The sequence below is a fragment of the Candidatus Contendobacter odensis Run_B_J11 genome (assembly GCF_000531125.1).
In the GTDB taxonomy this organism is placed as follows: Bacteria; Pseudomonadota; Gammaproteobacteria; order Competibacterales; family Competibacteraceae; genus Contendibacter; species Contendibacter odensensis.
Window position 1 is genome coordinate 1 of record NZ_CBTK010000018.1, and the last position, 16,345, is coordinate 16,345.

The following is a 16,345-nucleotide window of genomic DNA, read 5'->3' on the forward strand; positions in this document are numbered from 1 at the left end:
TCACTTTGCGGACCTATGCAACTACGGGGCTATCGCTACATGAAACTGTCCGAACTATTGATATTAATCGATATAATTTCATCACTATTTTCTCGTGTTAACTATATGGAAAAAGGCAATTGCATGGGCGGTATGGCGGCGGCGGAACGATTAACCGATGATACGCTTCATCCACAGCGGAACCAAACCGCGATGGATAATGCCGGGATTCTGCCGGAGTTTAACGGGTTGCCGGCTGAAACATTAGCCCGGTTTGAGCAGCACTCGGATGGCATCCTCTAAGAGGCTTGGCGAAAGTCCTGAGGGTGAAGTACAGCAAGCTTAGCGGGCGCGACCGGTTGCCGCCATGGTGTAGCACAGGCTGCAAGCCCGTGCCACACCCTCCAATTCGGGTAGTATGGCGTTCGGGCTGTAGGATTCCTGTCAGTCTCGCCTACCCTTTTGCTTCGCCCGTTCACCGATCTACTCTACTGTGACCATTCAACTCACTATCGCTATCACCCACCTGGTCAGCCGCAAGCGGCCCACGCTGGTTTCACTGACCGGCATTGCGCTCGGCGTGGCGTTCTTCCTGGCGGTGTCGTCGTTGATGCGCGGCTCCGAGCGCGATTTTATCAAACGGCTGGTGGATAACAGCCCGCATATCACCGTTTCCGACGAGTACCGCAATCCCCAACCGCAACCGGCGAGCGTGCTCTGGCCCGATGGCGCGGTTGAATTGCGGCGGGTCAAGCCATTGACCGAAGTGCGCGGCATTCGCGGCCATATTCAAAAGCTGGCGTTCATCGAGTCCTTGCCCGAATTGCGCGCCGCGCCGGTGTTGGTCGGTTCGGTCGTGCTGACTTTTGCTGGACGCAGCGAGGGCGTCACCCTCAGCGGCATCATACCCGCCAAAATGAAGGGCGTTTCGACCATTGAGGAGAAGCTCATCCACGGTTCGCTGGATGCGCTCGCCGCCAATCCGAACGGCATCGTCATCGGCGAGGGTCTGGCCAAAAAGTTTGGCCTCGCCATGGGCAGCGTGGTCAACGCCGCTTCACCCGGCGGAGAAGTGCGCACTCTAAAAGTGGTTGGCATCTTCCGCACTGGCAATTCCAATTACGATGAAACCCAGACTTTCGCCCTGCTCAAGCGGGTGCAGGGGATGTTGGACCGGCCTAATCGGGTCAACCGGTTTATTCTCCAGCTTGACGATCCCTACGCCGCCCGTGATGTCGCCAGCGTGATTGAGGGACAGATCGGCTACAAGGCGGTTTCCTGGCTGGAGGCCTCGCAAGATCTGATGAGCGTATTGCTGGTGCGCAATCTCATCATGTACAGCGTGGTGGCGGCGATTCTGGTGGTCGCTGCATTCGGTATCTACAACACCATCTCGACCATTGTGATGGAAAAAATCCACGACATCGCCATTCTCAAATCCATGGGTTTCCACGCTCGCGACATCCGCCAAATCTTTCTGACTGAAGGCGTCGTGCTGGGTCTGCTGGGCAGTCTGCTGGGGGCAGGCTTGGGGCTGGGACTGATGACGCTGCTCGCCCACGTTGAACTCAAGCCGCCCGGCGCGACCGACCTGGTTTTTCTGCCCATTTATTGGGGTTACGACCAGTTTTTACTGGCGCTGAGTTTCGCGATGGCGTCTGCGGTGGGCGCGGCCTATTTCCCCTCGCGCAAGGCCGGACGGGTGCATCCGGTGGCGATTCTGCGGGGGATGGGATGAGCGCCATTCTGGCGGCGGAACAGCTTGGGCGGACGCTGCCCGGCGAGGTGCCGGTGACTTTGGTGCAGGAGGTTACGCTGGAGATCGGGCGCGGCGAATTCGTGGCGATCATGGGGCCGTCCGGTTCCGGCAAGTCGTCGCTGTTGTATCTGCTGGGTTTGCTGGATGTGCCGACCGCCGGGCGGGTGCTGCTGGACGGGCGGGATACGTCGGGCTATGGCGAGGATGAATTGGCGACCACCCGGCTGCAAAAGTTGGGTTTCGTGTTTCAGTTTCACTTTCTGCTGGCTGAATTTACCGTGCTCGACAATGTGATGTTGCCGATGCGCCGGCTCGGCGTGCAGACCGAAGCCGCCGCCCGGCAGCGCGCCGAAGTGTTATTACAGCAATTTGGGTTGCACGATCAGGGACATAAGCGTCCGCACCAACTGTCCGGCGGCCAACGCCAGCGGGTCGCCATTGCCCGCGCCCTCGCCAACGATCCGCCGATCATTCTGGCCGATGAGCCGACCGGTAATCTGGACAGCCGCGCTTCGGCTAATGTCCGGCAAATTCTGCATGATCTCACCCGGGAACTGGGCAAAACCGTGGTCGCCGTTACCCATGATCTCACCTTCGCCAGCGCCGCCGACCGCCGGGTGGGTATCGTGGATGGCCTGATCGATCCCGACTGGCGGGCATAGCAATGTGCGATGGGATCGGCGCGGGTCAACAAGAATCCACGATTTCTGTTCTCGCGTTTTCAATGAGTCTGTTGAATTTCCCAGCTTAAAAAGCTGCGTTGATTTAGTTCATCCGCAAGCTGAAGAAACCAGTCTCGAAGCTTTGAGAAAGCATTAGTCGGTAAATTGAGAATACGAACTTTAAGTTCGCAGATTGCGTGTTGGGTAATTGAGAAGTTGCATTGAATGCACTTGTTAGGTCAACGCTATATGGTGTTCTTCAGCATATTTGCGAAGGGCAAGATTGACTGCTTTTGAATCTGGAAAGAGCCTGTGCAAATCAGACTCTATTAGTACTATGTTAGTGCCTTCCCGATAACGTTTCGCATACTTCCCACGCTCTCCAGATTTGATCAAATCAGCCGAATATTCTGGTCTCAAGGTATCTTCATCGTTCATATGCTTTACGCTCTTGGTTGGTCATACGCCGCGCTGAAATAATACGAATTGTATCTGACTTTTCAATAAACGATACAATGAGGAAATTTCCTTTTAAGGAAACACCGAAAAGTAAGTATCGATCCTCATCATACGAATGGTCCGGATCATGGATGCACGAGGAGTAGTCATCACCAAATACCTCAGCAGCTTCGATGAATGAAACATCATGCTTCTTTTCGTTAGTGCGCGCCTTTGTTTCATCCCATTCAAAGTCCATTACTATTTTCCAAATCAAGGCTCTGACGTAAGAAGTCAGTGGCGACTGTAAGAGATCCTCTGGATTGCCTTATTGGGCACTGTTTTTTAATATGGTTACGCATCACATTTCAATATTTCAAGAAAGTCCTCTAGGCCACCTTATGGTCATCCCGAACTTAATCCATCGATTCGGGGATCTCGGCACTGTTGAATCCAAGCGTCGCTATCTCGGGCGAAAATGAAACGTGGGTTGTTTGCAAACTTATCGAAAGGCATTTCCTCAGTTGCCCGCACAGCGTATTTGAATCGAGCGTCAGTCGAGCATAGAAAAATGGATCCCTGCGGCGTTTGTTGGCGAACGTGAAGCGTGTTTACTTCGCCCGGAGCATCCAGCCGGAACCTTGTGCATTGCGGGGGCGCAACTTCTGGTGCGCTGTGTTCTGCTGAAAGAAGGTTTAGCCATTCGAGAGTCGATTCGGACACCAAGGCTGAAAGCGCTTTGACTGTGGCAGAATCCAACAAAGCATTGCGAATTCTTGAGACACTCGCGACTGGATTGGTTACAAAACAGGCTAACTCGACGGCTGCAGTGCGGGATCGAACACCCGCCAAGAAAACTTTAGCTGCAGTTTCCGTTGGCAAGCCAAGTTCGACGAGAAGACCTACTTTTGCGAGTATTTGAACGCGGGTTTCTTCGACTGATTTATCGAGTTTCTGGGCAATTGAGTGGAAAAGCCACGGAAGCTGATAGCCGTAGAGGTCGGTGCAAATATCCGTGGATTCATCCCCACACGTTTCGACGATCTTTCGTAGCGAGGCACCCTCAAGCCATTGTGGGCGTATTTTGTCCAACGTCACCTGTTCTGGAATCTTCTCAACGATGGTCTTTGCGTGCTGACGTGCCCAAGTCTCAAACTCCAAAACCAGAACGCTAAGTGCCATCTCATTCTGTTCCGAACCCAAATAACGATCCACCATTCTGCGGAACACATCCAATTGATCGAACGCAACAACGCCGACTGACAATGGAAGGCCGGACGCAATAACAGATCTCCGTGCTTCAGAAGTTGGCACTTTGAGCAAAATGCCTTTAACTCGGGCCTTCAAGAAACCCATTAGTTGGTCCTCATGGCCCACTTCTTGTTTTGCGCTTTCCTGAATAGCCGCCAGTGAATCTCGAAATGTATCGTCCACCCAGTCGATATTCATCGCAGGATCATCTCCTTTGTAGGCGACATGCAGCGCCAACAACTGGTCGTCAATCCAGTCTAAAAAACCCAACACTTCATCCTTTTTAACGCCACAGCGATCAAAGTTGTCGTTCGCTGCCAACTCCAGAAGGACTTCGAAGGATATACCTGCTTCGCCTGCAATTTTGTGGATCTGGCCAACCACATAGAGCAGGCCGCTGTCGACTTTATCTAGGAGGGCTGCATTAAAATATTCTTTCGCTGCTGCTTTTGCATTCCTCACCTGCCAAGGCTTGCCCGTCATATCAATCGCGAACAAAACCTTGCCTTCGCTATCGACAAAAGCCCTGCCTGCTCGCCCGCAGATGTTCCAGAAATCACGTTTGCTGATCTTCGACTGACCTATCGAAGTCGTCGCGACGATCACAGACGAGATTCCAATGTTCACGCCTTGCCCAAGCGTGGTAGTTGCCACGATTATCCGTGGTGGGCATTTCGCCATTAATTTCTCAATCGAGATTCTGATTTGAGGCGGCAGCTTATTGCTGTGGCAAATCACCCCAACACGTGCAGCAGCTAGTTCAAACGGATTGTCGCCTAGCTCTTCCTTACATACGGCTTCAAAGAGTCTCCACTCCGTTGCTGGCCAAGGGTAAAATGGTTCGTCGGGACCGAAAGCCAATAAGATAGCCTTCGCCATTGATGGCACCCACCTAGCTTGGCCCGTAAAGACCAACACCGGCCCAAGTTCAGCGAGGCGCACGGCTGTAGCAGCAACTCCTTCTGTCTTGCTCTCAGGAAACATACGTTTCCCCTTTTTCCCTTTTGGAACTTCTTTGAATTCGATGAAGTGAGGATTGAAGCAACGCTCGCCGCCCAACCACTCAATCGAAACTCCAGAGGCTTTCCATTGAAGGGTTCCGAACCGCTCAGCCGATGGCTTCCAATTCGACTTCACCAGCGCATCGACTCCACCACCAACCCAAGCGGCTAAGTCCTCCGCATTGGGAAGGACAGCCGATAGCAGCAGAATCCTCGCGCCACGTTGGCGAGCCAGTAGGCGCAAGTGTTCAAGAAACATTTCGTTTCGGACATTGCGTTCATTTCCTCCGAGAAGATGGCCCTCATCGATCACGATAAGCTTCACTGCCTCGAAAAGTTCTGGTGCAGCCCGAAGCATCGCTTTCGCCTTTTCAGGAGTTGCGATGGTAATGCGACCTTCATTGACCATCTCGCGGTCAACCCCGCTGAAACGCGATCCCCCGTAAAGGTGTGACACGGAGTATCCCAGTGGCACCAAAGTCCTAGCGAAAGTTTTTTCCAGTTCGAAGGCTAGTGAGCGGAACGGCGCAAGGTAGAGAACCTTGGCGCTTGGGTCGGTACTGAGCGTGTGGAGAATCGCCAGTTCTGCGACTCTGGTCTTTCCTGCGCTGGTTCTAAGATTGATTACACCACCTTTATTCTTGGGGTTTAGCGCAAGCTGTAGAGCGGTAGTCTGAGACTGCCATAGTTCGATGACTGGCGGTTTCAGAAAGGCAAGTAGCTTCACGTAGCTGTCCACATGCACGATTCCATCAGGCCCGAAGAAAGGCGGCAGCACAGACCACAATGAACTATTCCCATAGTCCTTGAACATCAGCCGCAATAGACGAGCCAGCCACCAAAAGGTAGGATGAGAAGCTCCCTCACTAATCGTCATTGCGTCGCGAAGGACAACGTCCGCATTCGCGAGAAGTTCCGGTTCTCCTGAAATGGCGTGTTCGGCGACGAGCGCCACTGATCTTGCGACACAGATTGTCAGTGCCCAATCGTCAAATTGACTCGAATTATCGAATGAGGGAGATGGAGCCAGCAGAACCGCGTTTAGTTTAGAAATCAAACGGGGTCGACTCTTCCGCAAGAAGGAAGCAACAATTCCAGCCGCAGGAGTGAGTTCTTCAACGCTTCCAATTAGCACGAATGCCCGCGAGTATTGGCCGCAAGCATAGAAGGCCATGGCGCCTATCAGACAATGCAGCGCACTTGTCTCACAATTCGCAACCTCGGTTTGGTGTGCAGACTCAAGAATATCCGCTGCTGTTTCCAGTTCTGCGTGGCCCTCGCTAGTTTGGCCTTGTTCAATCAGACTGCAACCAGCGGCCAACAGACCGTAGGCGACGAAAGTAACGCGATCATCCAGTTCCGGGGCAAAGTTCGGAAAATTCGCCGGGATTTCACGAACCTCCCTCAAAACCTGCTTGGCCTTGGATTGCGCGATGAGATTTCGGATGACCGGCATGCGCATCGACTGCACCAGTAGTCGTGCGTTTGCGATAGGGAGACTCATACCAGCCCTCTTGCGCCCGCATACGAGGCGGTAACAATTCCCTCAGGATCCCCAAGACCCAGCGAAATGACAGCCAATCGGCTGATACTGGATTTTGCGTTTCTCTGAACGTGAAGGTGAGCATCCCTGCTGCTTACGAGCAAGCCAACGTAGTCTAATTGAAGTCGTCCCTGTGCGAAAAGGGCATTACAAGACGCCACTTTAGAGCCAAGCTCGTTGTTCCGGGCTTCAAACAGCATATCAGCAACGAACTGAAGTGAGGCTGGGATATTTGCGGAATGAGACTTCACCAATGCGCCAACAAGGTCTTCTACCACTTGTTTGTTTGGGGTAGTCCTGAATTTCGCCTCCCCGACAAGAACTCGAGCGGGATCCGAATCGAGATCGAATGCGAGGACATCGTCCCCCTTCATGGATTGGTCGACGTTCGGGTTGTAGCGGAGGCGATAAACGGGAAGCTGAGCACCGCACGATGCGGCAACATATTCTGCGAGCAATATCTCCGCCCAGTTTCCTTTCTTAGTTTTATCAGCAGTCGGAAGGCGTGATCGAGAAGGGTCAACCAGTCCTTGGCGGGCTAATGCTTCACGCCTCCTGCGGTCACTTTCGATGAATTCGGGTTTGACGTGGTGATTTACAATCCACTGCGTCATCGCGGCAGTAAACGCATCGGGTTGCAAAGGGCCATCATCGAGCAGACGATGCGGAACCGTGTGCATGGTGTTTTGATCCGTGGCCGCAAAATTAACTCCGCATGGGTGGGGCGGAAGCGGGTGAGGGCCAAGAGGAAAGATGGTTTTTCGGTCGTTGGTCATTGTTTGTGCCATTCAATTCTTTTTTCTCATCATGGTCAGCCTTATGGTTCATATGAGCGCCCAACGGAGTGCGAGTTGGACAGTCCCCATGCGTGGATTAAAAGGATGGCTTGTCGACCTGGCAACCTCACGAACACCAGTCGCGAATGCAATGATGATCTGTGTCCGATCGAACGAGAAGTTGGCCCACGCTCTACACGGACCACGCCAAGTTGGGCTCAACTCGCACCCTGCTGACGCCATTCAGAACGCGGCGTCAACTAGAATTAGTCTTTCGCAACCATAGCGACAAACACTGAATAATTAAAATCAGCCTGATGAAAGTTTGTTAAGAACAGCTAAATTTCTGCGTAGACTATTTCATCCTCACAGCCCAACTTGAAAACTCCAAGTGGGCGTAAGAAGCAGAACAGGTCGCAATAACGTCATTATTCTTCTTCCTTCTGCCGCTATGCCCTGTCGCCAGTAGATCACCGGCCACCAAAACTCAATTCCCCAGCCGATCCCGATCCCGCAAGGCCGGAAACCAGCGCAACCACAGCGCCGCAATGATCCAGGTGCCGATCCCGCCAACTACAACCGTCGGCACCGTGCCGATCAGCGCCGCCAGCGCTCCCGATTCAAATTCGCCCAATTCGTTGGATGCGCCGATAAACACCGTGTTGATCGCTGAAACCCGCCCACGCATGACATCAGGCGTCTCGATTTGCACCAGCGTTTGGCGGATGAAAACACTCACCATATCCACTGCGCCCAGCACGAACAGGCACGCCAGCGACAGCGCCAGATGTTCCGACAGACCAAAGCCAATCGTCATCAGACCAAACACGATCACCGACTGAAACATCCGCCGCCCGATATGCCGCCGCAAGGGCCGCCAGGCCAGCCACGACGCCATCAGCACCGCGCCGGCTGCCGGCATGCTGCGCAACAGGCCGAGACCTTCCGGCCCAACATGCAAAATATCGTGGGCGTAAACCGGCAACAGCGCGGTTGCTCCGCCCAGCAGCACCGCAAACAGATCGAGCGAGATCGCGCCGAACACCACCGGTTTCGACCAGATAAAACGGATGCCGGCCAGCAGTTGGTTCCAATCGGTCGGTTCATGCTCAACCGCGATGGCCTGATACCGGATTGCCGCCAGTAAGCCAAAGGTGATGGCGAAGCTGAGCGTCACCGCCGCGAATACCACCGTTGCGCCAAACAGATACAGAATGCCGCCCAGCGCCGGGCCAACAATCGTGGCGGTCTGCCACGCCAACGCATTCCAGGCGATAGCGCTGCCCAAATGCGCCGGCGGCACTAAATTGGGGACGATGGCCTGTCCTGCCGGATTGGCGAAAGCGCGAGCAACGCCAAACAAAAGGAGCAGCGCATAGATCGGCCCAACCTGCCGGGCGCCGCTCCCGGCGTAGAACAGCAGACCTGCCGCCGCCAGCGTGGCGATGGCGTAGCAAATCCGCAGGATCAGCAGCCGGTCAAAGCGATCCGCTGCATGGCCGGTCGCCAGCGCCAGCCCGATGGCGGGCAGAAACACCGCGAGTCCGACCAAACCCAGCGCGAACGGATCGTGCGTCAGGGCATACACCCACCAGCCAACGGCAACATTCAGCATCTGCACGGCCAGGGCCGAGATGAAGCGCGCGCTGCAGTAGAGCGCAAAGTCGCGGGATTGGAGCGCATAGGGGACTGGAAAACGGGTAGCCATTTGACCAGTGAACGGTGAGTACCGGTTTCGTCACGCTAACCGCCAGCCGTTTCTATCGGGGAGCAAAACCAGATCTTGTTGCCTTCGCTATCGAGAAATCCGCCGACGTAAAAGCCTTCCTGTGGATATGCCTGCACCGGATCGCTGATCGTGACGCCCCGCGCTGCTAATTCCCGTTCGGTTTGCGGCGCGTGTTCGGTCGCGAAGGTCATGCGCGGGTTAAGCTGGGCGCTCGGTCGCGCATACCAACCGTCGGCCACCGGCTTAAGCATCACGATCACGTTGCCCAGCATGTAGCCGACCTGCCGTTCCCCTTCAAAAGCCGGGACCAGATCGAGCGTATCCCGGTAAAAGCGTTCCGCCCGCGCCAAGTCTTCCACGGCCAGCGCTATTACCTTGAGTCGTTGAAAACCGAGAGTGTTCATGTTTTACCCTCCTGCCTTCAGCGTTGCGTTCAGTGGCGCTGGCGGATGCTCCCGATGGTCGGCATGGGTCGCGGCTGCCGCCTGTTCCGCATCCCGGTCATGGGCGTGATCCTTGGCCAGCAGCATATACAGCGCCGGCACCACGAAAATGGTGAACAGGGTGCCGACCGCCATGCCGCCGACCAGCACCAGGCCGATGGAATTACGGGCGGCGGCGCCGGCGCCGGTCACCAGCGTCAGCGGCAAATGCCCCGCAATGGTGGCGGCGCTGGTCATCAGAATCGGGCGTAATCGAATCAGCGCGGATTCATGCACCGCCGCCAGCTTGCCAAGGCCGTCGCGCTGGAGTTTGTTGGCGAACTCCACAATTAAAATGCCGTTCTTGGCGATCAGGCCGATCAGCGTCACCAGTCCCACCTTGGAGTAGATATTGAGCGTGGTGGTCCAGCCCTCGGTGAACGGGAACGGAGTATCTGGGCTGGGCATCTTCAGGAAAGTGAACAGCAACGCGCCGAACAGCGCCAGCGGCACCGAGCCCAGCAGGATGATCAGCGGATCGCGGAAGCTGTTGAACTGCGCCGCCAGCACCAGAAAGATCAGGATGATGGCCAGGCCCATGGTGGCGAAGAACCGGCTGCCGCCTTCAAGGCGCAACTGCCGCGACTCGCCGGTGTAGTCGATCACATAGCCCTGCGGCAGCAGTTTGGCGGCTTCGTCTTCCAGAAAACGCAAGGCCTGATCGAGCGGGCGGATCGCCACCCCGCTGATCTTGACCGCATTCAGTTGCTGGAACCGGTTGAGTGAGCGCGCCTGGGTGCTTTGGCGCAGCGTGGCGACCGCGCCGAGCGGCACGAGTTGACCGTCCGGGCCGGTGACATAGAGATTCTCCAGTTGTTCGGGATTGAGCCGGTCAATCCGCTCCACCTGCGGGATGACCTTGTAGCTGCGCCCAGCGATGTTGAAGCGGTTGATGAAATTGCCGCCCATCGCCGCTGCAAGGTCAGAGCCGACCTGCTGGAGGTTGAGACCCAGGGCGGCCACCTTGTCACGGTCAATGACGACCTCCGACTGTGGCTGATCGAACTTGACATCAATCAGCGGCGGGAAGGCGAACAGGCCGCTGCTGATCGCCTTGAGTTGAATCTGCTGAGCAATGGCGAGAATTTCCCGGCTGTCGGCGGTCGAGGCGATGATGAACTCCACCGGAAATTGACCACCGCCGGGCAGCGCCGGCGGCGTCACTGGGAACATCTGGATGCCGGGAATGCGTTGCAGTTTTTCCTGAATTTCGGGCAGGATTTGAAAGACATTGCGCTCACGTTCGCTCCAGGGCTTGGTTACCATCCCGCCAAAACCGGAGGTGGGAAAGGTGATCTGAAAGGTGAACTCGGTTTCGGGCACGCCCAGGAACACTTGGTTGGCGGCGGCGGCGAAGGTGCTGGTTTGATCCAGGGTAGCGTTGGCGGCGGCATCCACGATGCCGAAGATCACGCCCTGATCCTCGCTGGGCGCCAGTTCCTCGGGCGAAAACATCCACATCGGCACGACTAGGATCGACAGCGCGCCCCACACCAGATAGACCGCCGGACGCGCGCTTAACGCCCCATCAAGCAGATGGCCGTAAAACCGTTTCAGGCGTTCGAAAGCGGCGTTGATATGCGCCGGCAGCCAGTGTTGTTCGTCTTCGGCGGTGAGCAATTTGGACGACATCATCGGCGACAGGGTGAGCGCCACGATCCCGGAGATGGTGACTGCGCCCGCCAGAGTGAAGGCGAATTCGCGAAACAGCGAGCCGGTCAACCCCCCTTGCAGGCCAATCGGCGCGTAGACCGCGACCAGGGTGAGCGTCATGGCGATGATCGGGCCGACCAGCTCGCGGGCGCCGAGAATCGCGGCGTCGAAGGGCGTCTGGCCTTCGCGTAAATGACGTTCGACGTTCTCCACCACCACGATAGCGTCGTCTACCACCAGACCGACCGAGAGTACAATCGCTAATAACGTCAGCAGGTTGATGGTGAAGCCGAATAGTTGCATCAGGAAAATGCCGCCGATCAGCGAAATCGGAATGGCGATCACCGGCACCAGCACCGAGCGCAGCGAACCGAGGAACAGGAAGATGATGATCACCACGATCAGCAGCGTCTCCGCCAGGGTTTTCACCACCTCGGCAATCGCGTTGTTGATGTAGTTGGTGGCGTCGTAGGCGATCCGCGCCTGCAAGCCGGTGGGCAACTCCTTCTGAATCAAATCCATCTCGGCGCGGACCCGCCGGATCACATCAATGGCGTTGGCGTTGGGCAGCGGGAAAATGCCCATGAACACCGCAGTCTGCCCGGAAAAGCGCACCTCGGTTTCATAATCCTCAGCCCCCAGCACCACCTCGGCGACATCCCGCAGTCGCACCAGCACCCCATCCTTCTCTAAAACCACCAGATTCTTGAATTCATCCACTGAGCGCAGATCGGTGTTGGCGGTCAGGTTAACCTGAACCAGCGAACCTTTGGTGCGCCCGACCGCAGCGAGCACGTTGTTGGCGGCCAGCGCCTGACGCACCTGCACCGGGCTGATGTTGAGCGCGGCCAGCTTGTCGGGCTTGAGCCAGACCCGCATGGCGAAGGTGCGGGCGCCCAGAATCTCGGCGCGCTGCACCCCGGTGATGGCGGTCAGGCGGGGTTGCACCACCCGCACCAGATAGTCGGTGATTTCGTTTTGCTGGAGGATATCGGAGCTGAAACTCAGATAAGCGGAGGCGAATTCGCTATCCGCCGACTCGATGTTGATGACCGGCACTTCGGCTTCCGGCGGCAGGTCGCCGCGCACCTGATCGACCTTGGAGCCGATTTCGGCCAGCGCCTTGGTGGCGTCGTAATTCAGCTTCAGGCGGGCGCGAACGGTGGAAAGCCCCTGGGCGCTCTGCGATTCCAGATAGTCGATGCCGTCCGCTGCGGCGATGGCGCGTTCCAGCGGGGTGGTGATGAAGCCGCGCACCAGATCAGCGCTAGCGCCGATGTAGGCGGTGGTGACGGTGACGCTGGCGTTATCGCTGCGTGGGTACTGGCGGACGTTGAGAGTGAAGATGGCTTGAATCCCGGCGATGATGATCACCAGATTGACCACAATCGCCAGAACGGGCCGCTGAATGAACAGGTCGGTGAAGGTTTTCATGAGAAGCGGGCGTCCGGGTCACGAATTGGCAGGCTTGGGCGCAAGCTGGGGTTGCGGCGCCAGCGCATTGTCCACCACCACGCTCATCCCATTGCGGAGCTTGAATACGCCGGTGCTGACCAGGGTTTGCCCGGCGTCAATACCAGAGGCCACCACCACGAAATCGCCCCGGGCCGGACCGAGCCGCACAAACTTCTGATTCAATACCTTGGCGACTGCGCCGGTTTTCTCGTCCTTTTTGTCCTCAATCACGAACACTGAATCGCCGTAGGGCGCATACAGCACCGCAGTGGCGGGGATCATCAGGACCGGCTCGGTGTCCGGCAGGACGGCGGCGACTTCGACATACATCCCGGGTTGCAGCCGTCCTTTGGGATTCGCCAGCGTGGCCTGGAGGCGAACGTTGCGGGTGACGCTGTCCACCTCGGGGCTGATGGCGGTGATTCGGCCCTCAAAATCCTGCTTGGGAAAGGCGTCGGTCGCGACCCGCACGGTCATGCCCGCGCGCAATTGGGCGAGATAACGCTGGGGCAGCGCGAAATCCACATACACCGGATCGAGCGATTGCAGAGTCACCATCGCCGCGCCGTTATCGAGAAACTGGCCAAGATTGATCTTGCGGATGCCCAGCCGACCCGCGAAGGGGGCGCGAATCGTCTTCTTGGCGATGGCGGCGTTGATGTTGTCTATCTGCGCGCTTGCTTGCTTGGCTTGAGCTTCGGCGGCATCGAAATCGGCGGCGGAGACCATGTTTTTGCTGCGCATGGTGCGGGCGCGATCCAGGTTGGCGCGGGCGAGATCGGCGCTGGCGGCGGCTGAGCGCAGTTGGGCCTGTTCAATGGCGGTGTCGAGTTCGACCAGCAGTTCGCCCGCTTTCACGGTCGCGCCTGATTCAAACGCGATGTCCTTGACGGTGCCCGAGATCTCGGCGCTGACCATGACCCCCTGGACGGCGGTGATGGAGCCGATGGCGGTCAGCGTGGGTTGCCAGCGATCCGGTTTTACCTGGGCGGTAGTGACGGTTTCCGGGGGCGGCGCGAACGCTGCGCCTTGAGCGAACATGGTCTTAAATTGCAGGACTTTGGTCCCGGCGAGCAGCCCTACGAGAGCCAGCAGGCCGATGAGGGTGAGGATGATCTTCTTAGCCATATCTTTCCCAATGTCGAAAAAACCGGTTCCTGGCACTGCGAAGCCACTTTTGGTAGGCACACGCTTTCCAGGACGCGCAAGGATAACCCGGCTAGTGATGCCCGCCTATCACCGTTTGGCCGTTTTCACCGCGCTATGTGCCGCTGAAACCTTCCACAAGCATTCCTTAATCCTGTGTTCCATAGCTAACAATCGTTGGCTTCGGGCTTGTGGCATTTGCCACATCCTGCTCATTATCTCTATGAAAAAAGCAATTTCAGCAATAGGTTAAGCCATAGATTTTTGATAGGCATGACGTTTGCTAAAGGTTAATCGCCGCCCGATTCCGGTCGGCGGCGGACCGCCAGCCGTTCCGCCGGGCTTTGCGATGGGGAAGCGTGGGTATGGAATCGAATAGTCAGCCGCTGGCTACCGGCAAAGCACCGGCGCTTCACCCGTGCTATTCCCCAGAAGGGCACAAGCACTTCGCCCGCTTGCACCTGCCGGTGGCACCGGTCTGCAACATTCAATGTCATTACTGCAATCGCAAATACCATTGCAGCAACGAATCGCGGCCCGGTGTCGTTTCGGAATTGCTGACCCCGGAACAGGCCGTTCGGAAGGCGTTGGCGGTGGGGGCAACGATTCCTCATCTGGCAGTGATCGGCATCGCCGGGCCGGGTGATCCGCTCGCCAATCCCGAACCGGTGTTCGCCACCTTGCGGGAACTGCGGATACAAGCGCCTGACCTGCTGTTGTGCCTGTCCACCAATGGGCTGGCGTTGCCGGAACAGGTCGAGGCACTGGTAGAACACGGTATCAACCATGTCACCATCACGATTAACTGCGTAGACCCGGATATCGGCGCGCAGATTTACCCATGGATTCGCTGGAAACACCGGCTGCGCGGGCGCGAAGCAGCGGAAACCTTGATCGCTCAACAGTTGCTCGGCTTGGACATGCTGGTGGCGCGTGGTGTTCAGGTGAAAATCAATTCGGTACTGATTCCCGGCATCAACGACGCCCATCTGCCAGAAGTAAACCAGGTGGTACGGGAAAAAGGCGCGATCATGCATAACATCATGCCGCTGATCGCCCGCGCTGAACACGGCACCCATTACGGACTGACTGGACAACGCGAGCCAACCGCCGAAGAACTGGCAGCAGTACGCGCCGCTTGCGGCAGCAGCGAGACGATGATGAGTCATTGCCAGCAATGCCGCGCCGATGCGGCGGGAATGCTGGGCGCGGATCGCAATGCCGAATTCAGCATGGCGAAAGTCGAGGCGATGACGATTGATCCCCAGGCGGCAATGGCTAAGCGGGAAGCGGTACGCGCCACCATTTCCCGGCAACTGGCGACGCAAGCTGCGAAACCGGAACGGCGCTCGCATCTCGCGCCGGTGCAACGACGGAAGTCGGATCAAGGACTCTTGCGGCTGGCGGTGGGCAGTGTAAATGGACAGACCATTGACGCTCATTTCGGGCACTTGCGCGAACTGCTGATTTATCAGGTGTCTGCCAATGCCATTCACCTGATCGAGCGGCGTGAAATCGCCCGCTACTGCCATGGCGCGACGACTTGCGGCGACTCGGAAGCGGCGATGGACGGGGCGATTCGGGCGCTATCCGACTGTGCGGCGATTTTATGCGCCCGGGTGGGCTTCACTCCATGGCGGGCACTGGAAAACGCCGGAATTGAACCCAACAGTGAGCACGGCGAAGAGCCGATTGAAGTAGCGCTCCGGGCCGTTTATGAGGAATGGCGGGCGAACGGGCGCTTGATGTTGGCACAAACTCGCGCTGCGGCGGGTTAACCATTAGCCACTGTTCCAATGCTGACGAACGCGACGGTCAACCCTCGGCAGCCCCTTTACGAGCAGTGGATAGCCCATAGCCGGGGCTTGCCCAACGACGATGCGCTGGCGCAAATGCTGGCAACGCATTACAGCGGCGGTGGTTCCTTGCCGACCGGCCTGGGACTGATTCCCGCTGATTTTGCTGCGTTGTTGCATCGGCGTTTTCCCGGTGCGCTGTTGCCCGCGACGCCCCATCCGATTCCGCTCCATTGGGATTTACGCCTGCTGGAAGAACGCGAGGAACTGGTCAAGCTGTTGCAACTGCACCGGGCCGAACAGGATGAATCAGAAGTCTGGATAAGCACAATCATCGCTGCCGGTTGCATGTCCAGCGATCACCTTTGGCAGGATTTAGGCTTGTGGTCGCGCCGCGAACTCAGCGCGTTAATGGTGCGTAATTTCCCGGCGCTGGCGGCGAAAAACGACCGTGATATGAAATGGAAGAAGTTTCTCTACAAGCAACTTTGCCAGCAGGAAGGGGTTTATCTGTGTCGCGCCCCGGCCTGTGAATTATGCGCGGACTATTCCCATTGCTTCGGGCCGGAAGATTGAACGACAGGTAAAAGCGCTGCTTTGCCTCTTCAGCAGAAAGAGCGCCGGAGGATTCGGTGTGGACCTCTCAAACGCGAGTTCAGGATTTTCGCTCCATCC

General features: G+C 57.0%; 13 protein-coding genes. 5 read left to right on the plus strand and 8 right to left on the minus strand.

Annotation, left to right across the window (positions count from 1 at the left end; genetic code table 11):
* The 3 genes from BN874_RS24120 to BN874_RS01075 form a co-directional block, all read left to right on the plus strand.
* A partial coding sequence (locus tag BN874_RS24120; protein WP_230314292.1) for a hypothetical protein occupies positions 1-282 on the plus strand: 282 nt, incomplete at its 5' end.
* 190 nt (positions 283-472) lie between these two features.
* Positions 473-1,717 (plus strand): ABC transporter permease, encoded by a 1,245-nt coding sequence (locus BN874_RS01070; RefSeq protein ID WP_034430316.1) that lies wholly within the window; start codon positions 473-475, stop codon positions 1,715-1,717.
* Complete coding sequence (locus BN874_RS01075) at positions 1,714-2,400, plus strand: ABC transporter ATP-binding protein (protein ID WP_034430317.1); 687 nt, start codon at positions 1,714-1,716, stop codon at positions 2,398-2,400. Before BN874_RS01070 ends, BN874_RS01075 begins: the two co-directional genes overlap by 4 nt.
* A 234-nt stretch (positions 2,401-2,634) precedes the next feature.
* On the opposite strand, the gene BN874_RS23170 is transcribed toward BN874_RS01075, so the two are convergent.
* The 8 genes from BN874_RS23170 to BN874_RS01110 form a co-directional block, all read right to left on the minus strand.
* On the minus strand, positions 2,635-2,838 hold the full coding sequence (locus BN874_RS23170) for a hypothetical protein (protein ID WP_081756048.1): 204 nt from the start codon (positions 2,836-2,838) through the stop codon (positions 2,635-2,637).
* Positions 2,828-3,097, minus strand: coding sequence for a BrnT family toxin (locus BN874_RS01080; protein ID WP_034430318.1), 270 nt, complete (start codon positions 3,095-3,097; stop codon positions 2,828-2,830). Before BN874_RS01080 ends, BN874_RS23170 begins: the two co-directional genes overlap by 11 nt.
* A gap of 146 nt (positions 3,098-3,243) precedes the next feature.
* On the minus strand, positions 3,244-6,594 hold the full coding sequence (locus BN874_RS01085) for a DEAD/DEAH box helicase (protein WP_034430319.1): 3,351 nt from the start codon (positions 6,592-6,594) through the stop codon (positions 3,244-3,246).
* The gene (locus BN874_RS01090) at positions 6,591-7,421 is read right to left on the minus strand and encodes a Hachiman antiphage defense system protein HamA (protein WP_051497276.1); all 831 of its coding nucleotides are present in this window, start codon (positions 7,419-7,421) and stop codon (positions 6,591-6,593) included. The genes BN874_RS01085 and BN874_RS01090 overlap by 4 nt, the downstream gene beginning before the upstream one ends.
* Positions 7,422-7,896: 475 nt before the next feature.
* Positions 7,897-9,117, minus strand: a complete 1,221-nt coding sequence (locus tag BN874_RS01095) for an MFS transporter (RefSeq protein ID WP_034430320.1) — start codon at positions 9,115-9,117, stop codon at positions 7,897-7,899.
* Between the two features lie 35 nt (positions 9,118-9,152).
* Positions 9,153-9,542 (minus strand): VOC family protein, encoded by a 390-nt coding sequence (locus BN874_RS01100; protein ID WP_034430321.1) that lies wholly within the window; start codon positions 9,540-9,542, stop codon positions 9,153-9,155.
* A 3-nt stretch (positions 9,543-9,545) separates the two neighbouring features.
* Positions 9,546-12,707 carry an efflux RND transporter permease subunit gene (locus tag BN874_RS01105; RefSeq protein WP_081756049.1) on the minus strand — a complete coding sequence of 1,054 codons (3,162 nt, stop codon included), beginning with the start codon at positions 12,705-12,707 and terminating at the stop codon, positions 9,546-9,548.
* Positions 12,708-12,725: 18 nt separating this feature from the next.
* A complete protein-coding gene (locus BN874_RS01110; RefSeq protein WP_034430341.1) occupies positions 12,726-13,856 on the minus strand; it encodes an efflux RND transporter periplasmic adaptor subunit in 1,131 nt (376 codons plus the stop codon).
* A 383-nt stretch (positions 13,857-14,239) separates the two neighbouring features.
* On the opposite strand from BN874_RS01110, the gene nifB reads away from it, so the two are divergent.
* Together nifB and BN874_RS01120 are read left to right on the plus strand one after the other, a co-directional pair.
* Positions 14,240-15,652 (plus strand): nitrogenase cofactor biosynthesis protein NifB, encoded by a 1,413-nt coding sequence (nifB, locus tag BN874_RS01115; RefSeq protein ID WP_051497277.1) that lies wholly within the window; start codon positions 14,240-14,242, stop codon positions 15,650-15,652.
* Between the two features lie 18 nt (positions 15,653-15,670).
* The gene (locus tag BN874_RS01120; RefSeq protein WP_034430322.1) at positions 15,671-16,246 is read left to right on the plus strand and encodes a nitrogen fixation protein NifQ; all 576 of its coding nucleotides are present in this window, start codon (positions 15,671-15,673) and stop codon (positions 16,244-16,246) included.
* Positions 16,247-16,345: the final 99 nt, after the last annotated feature.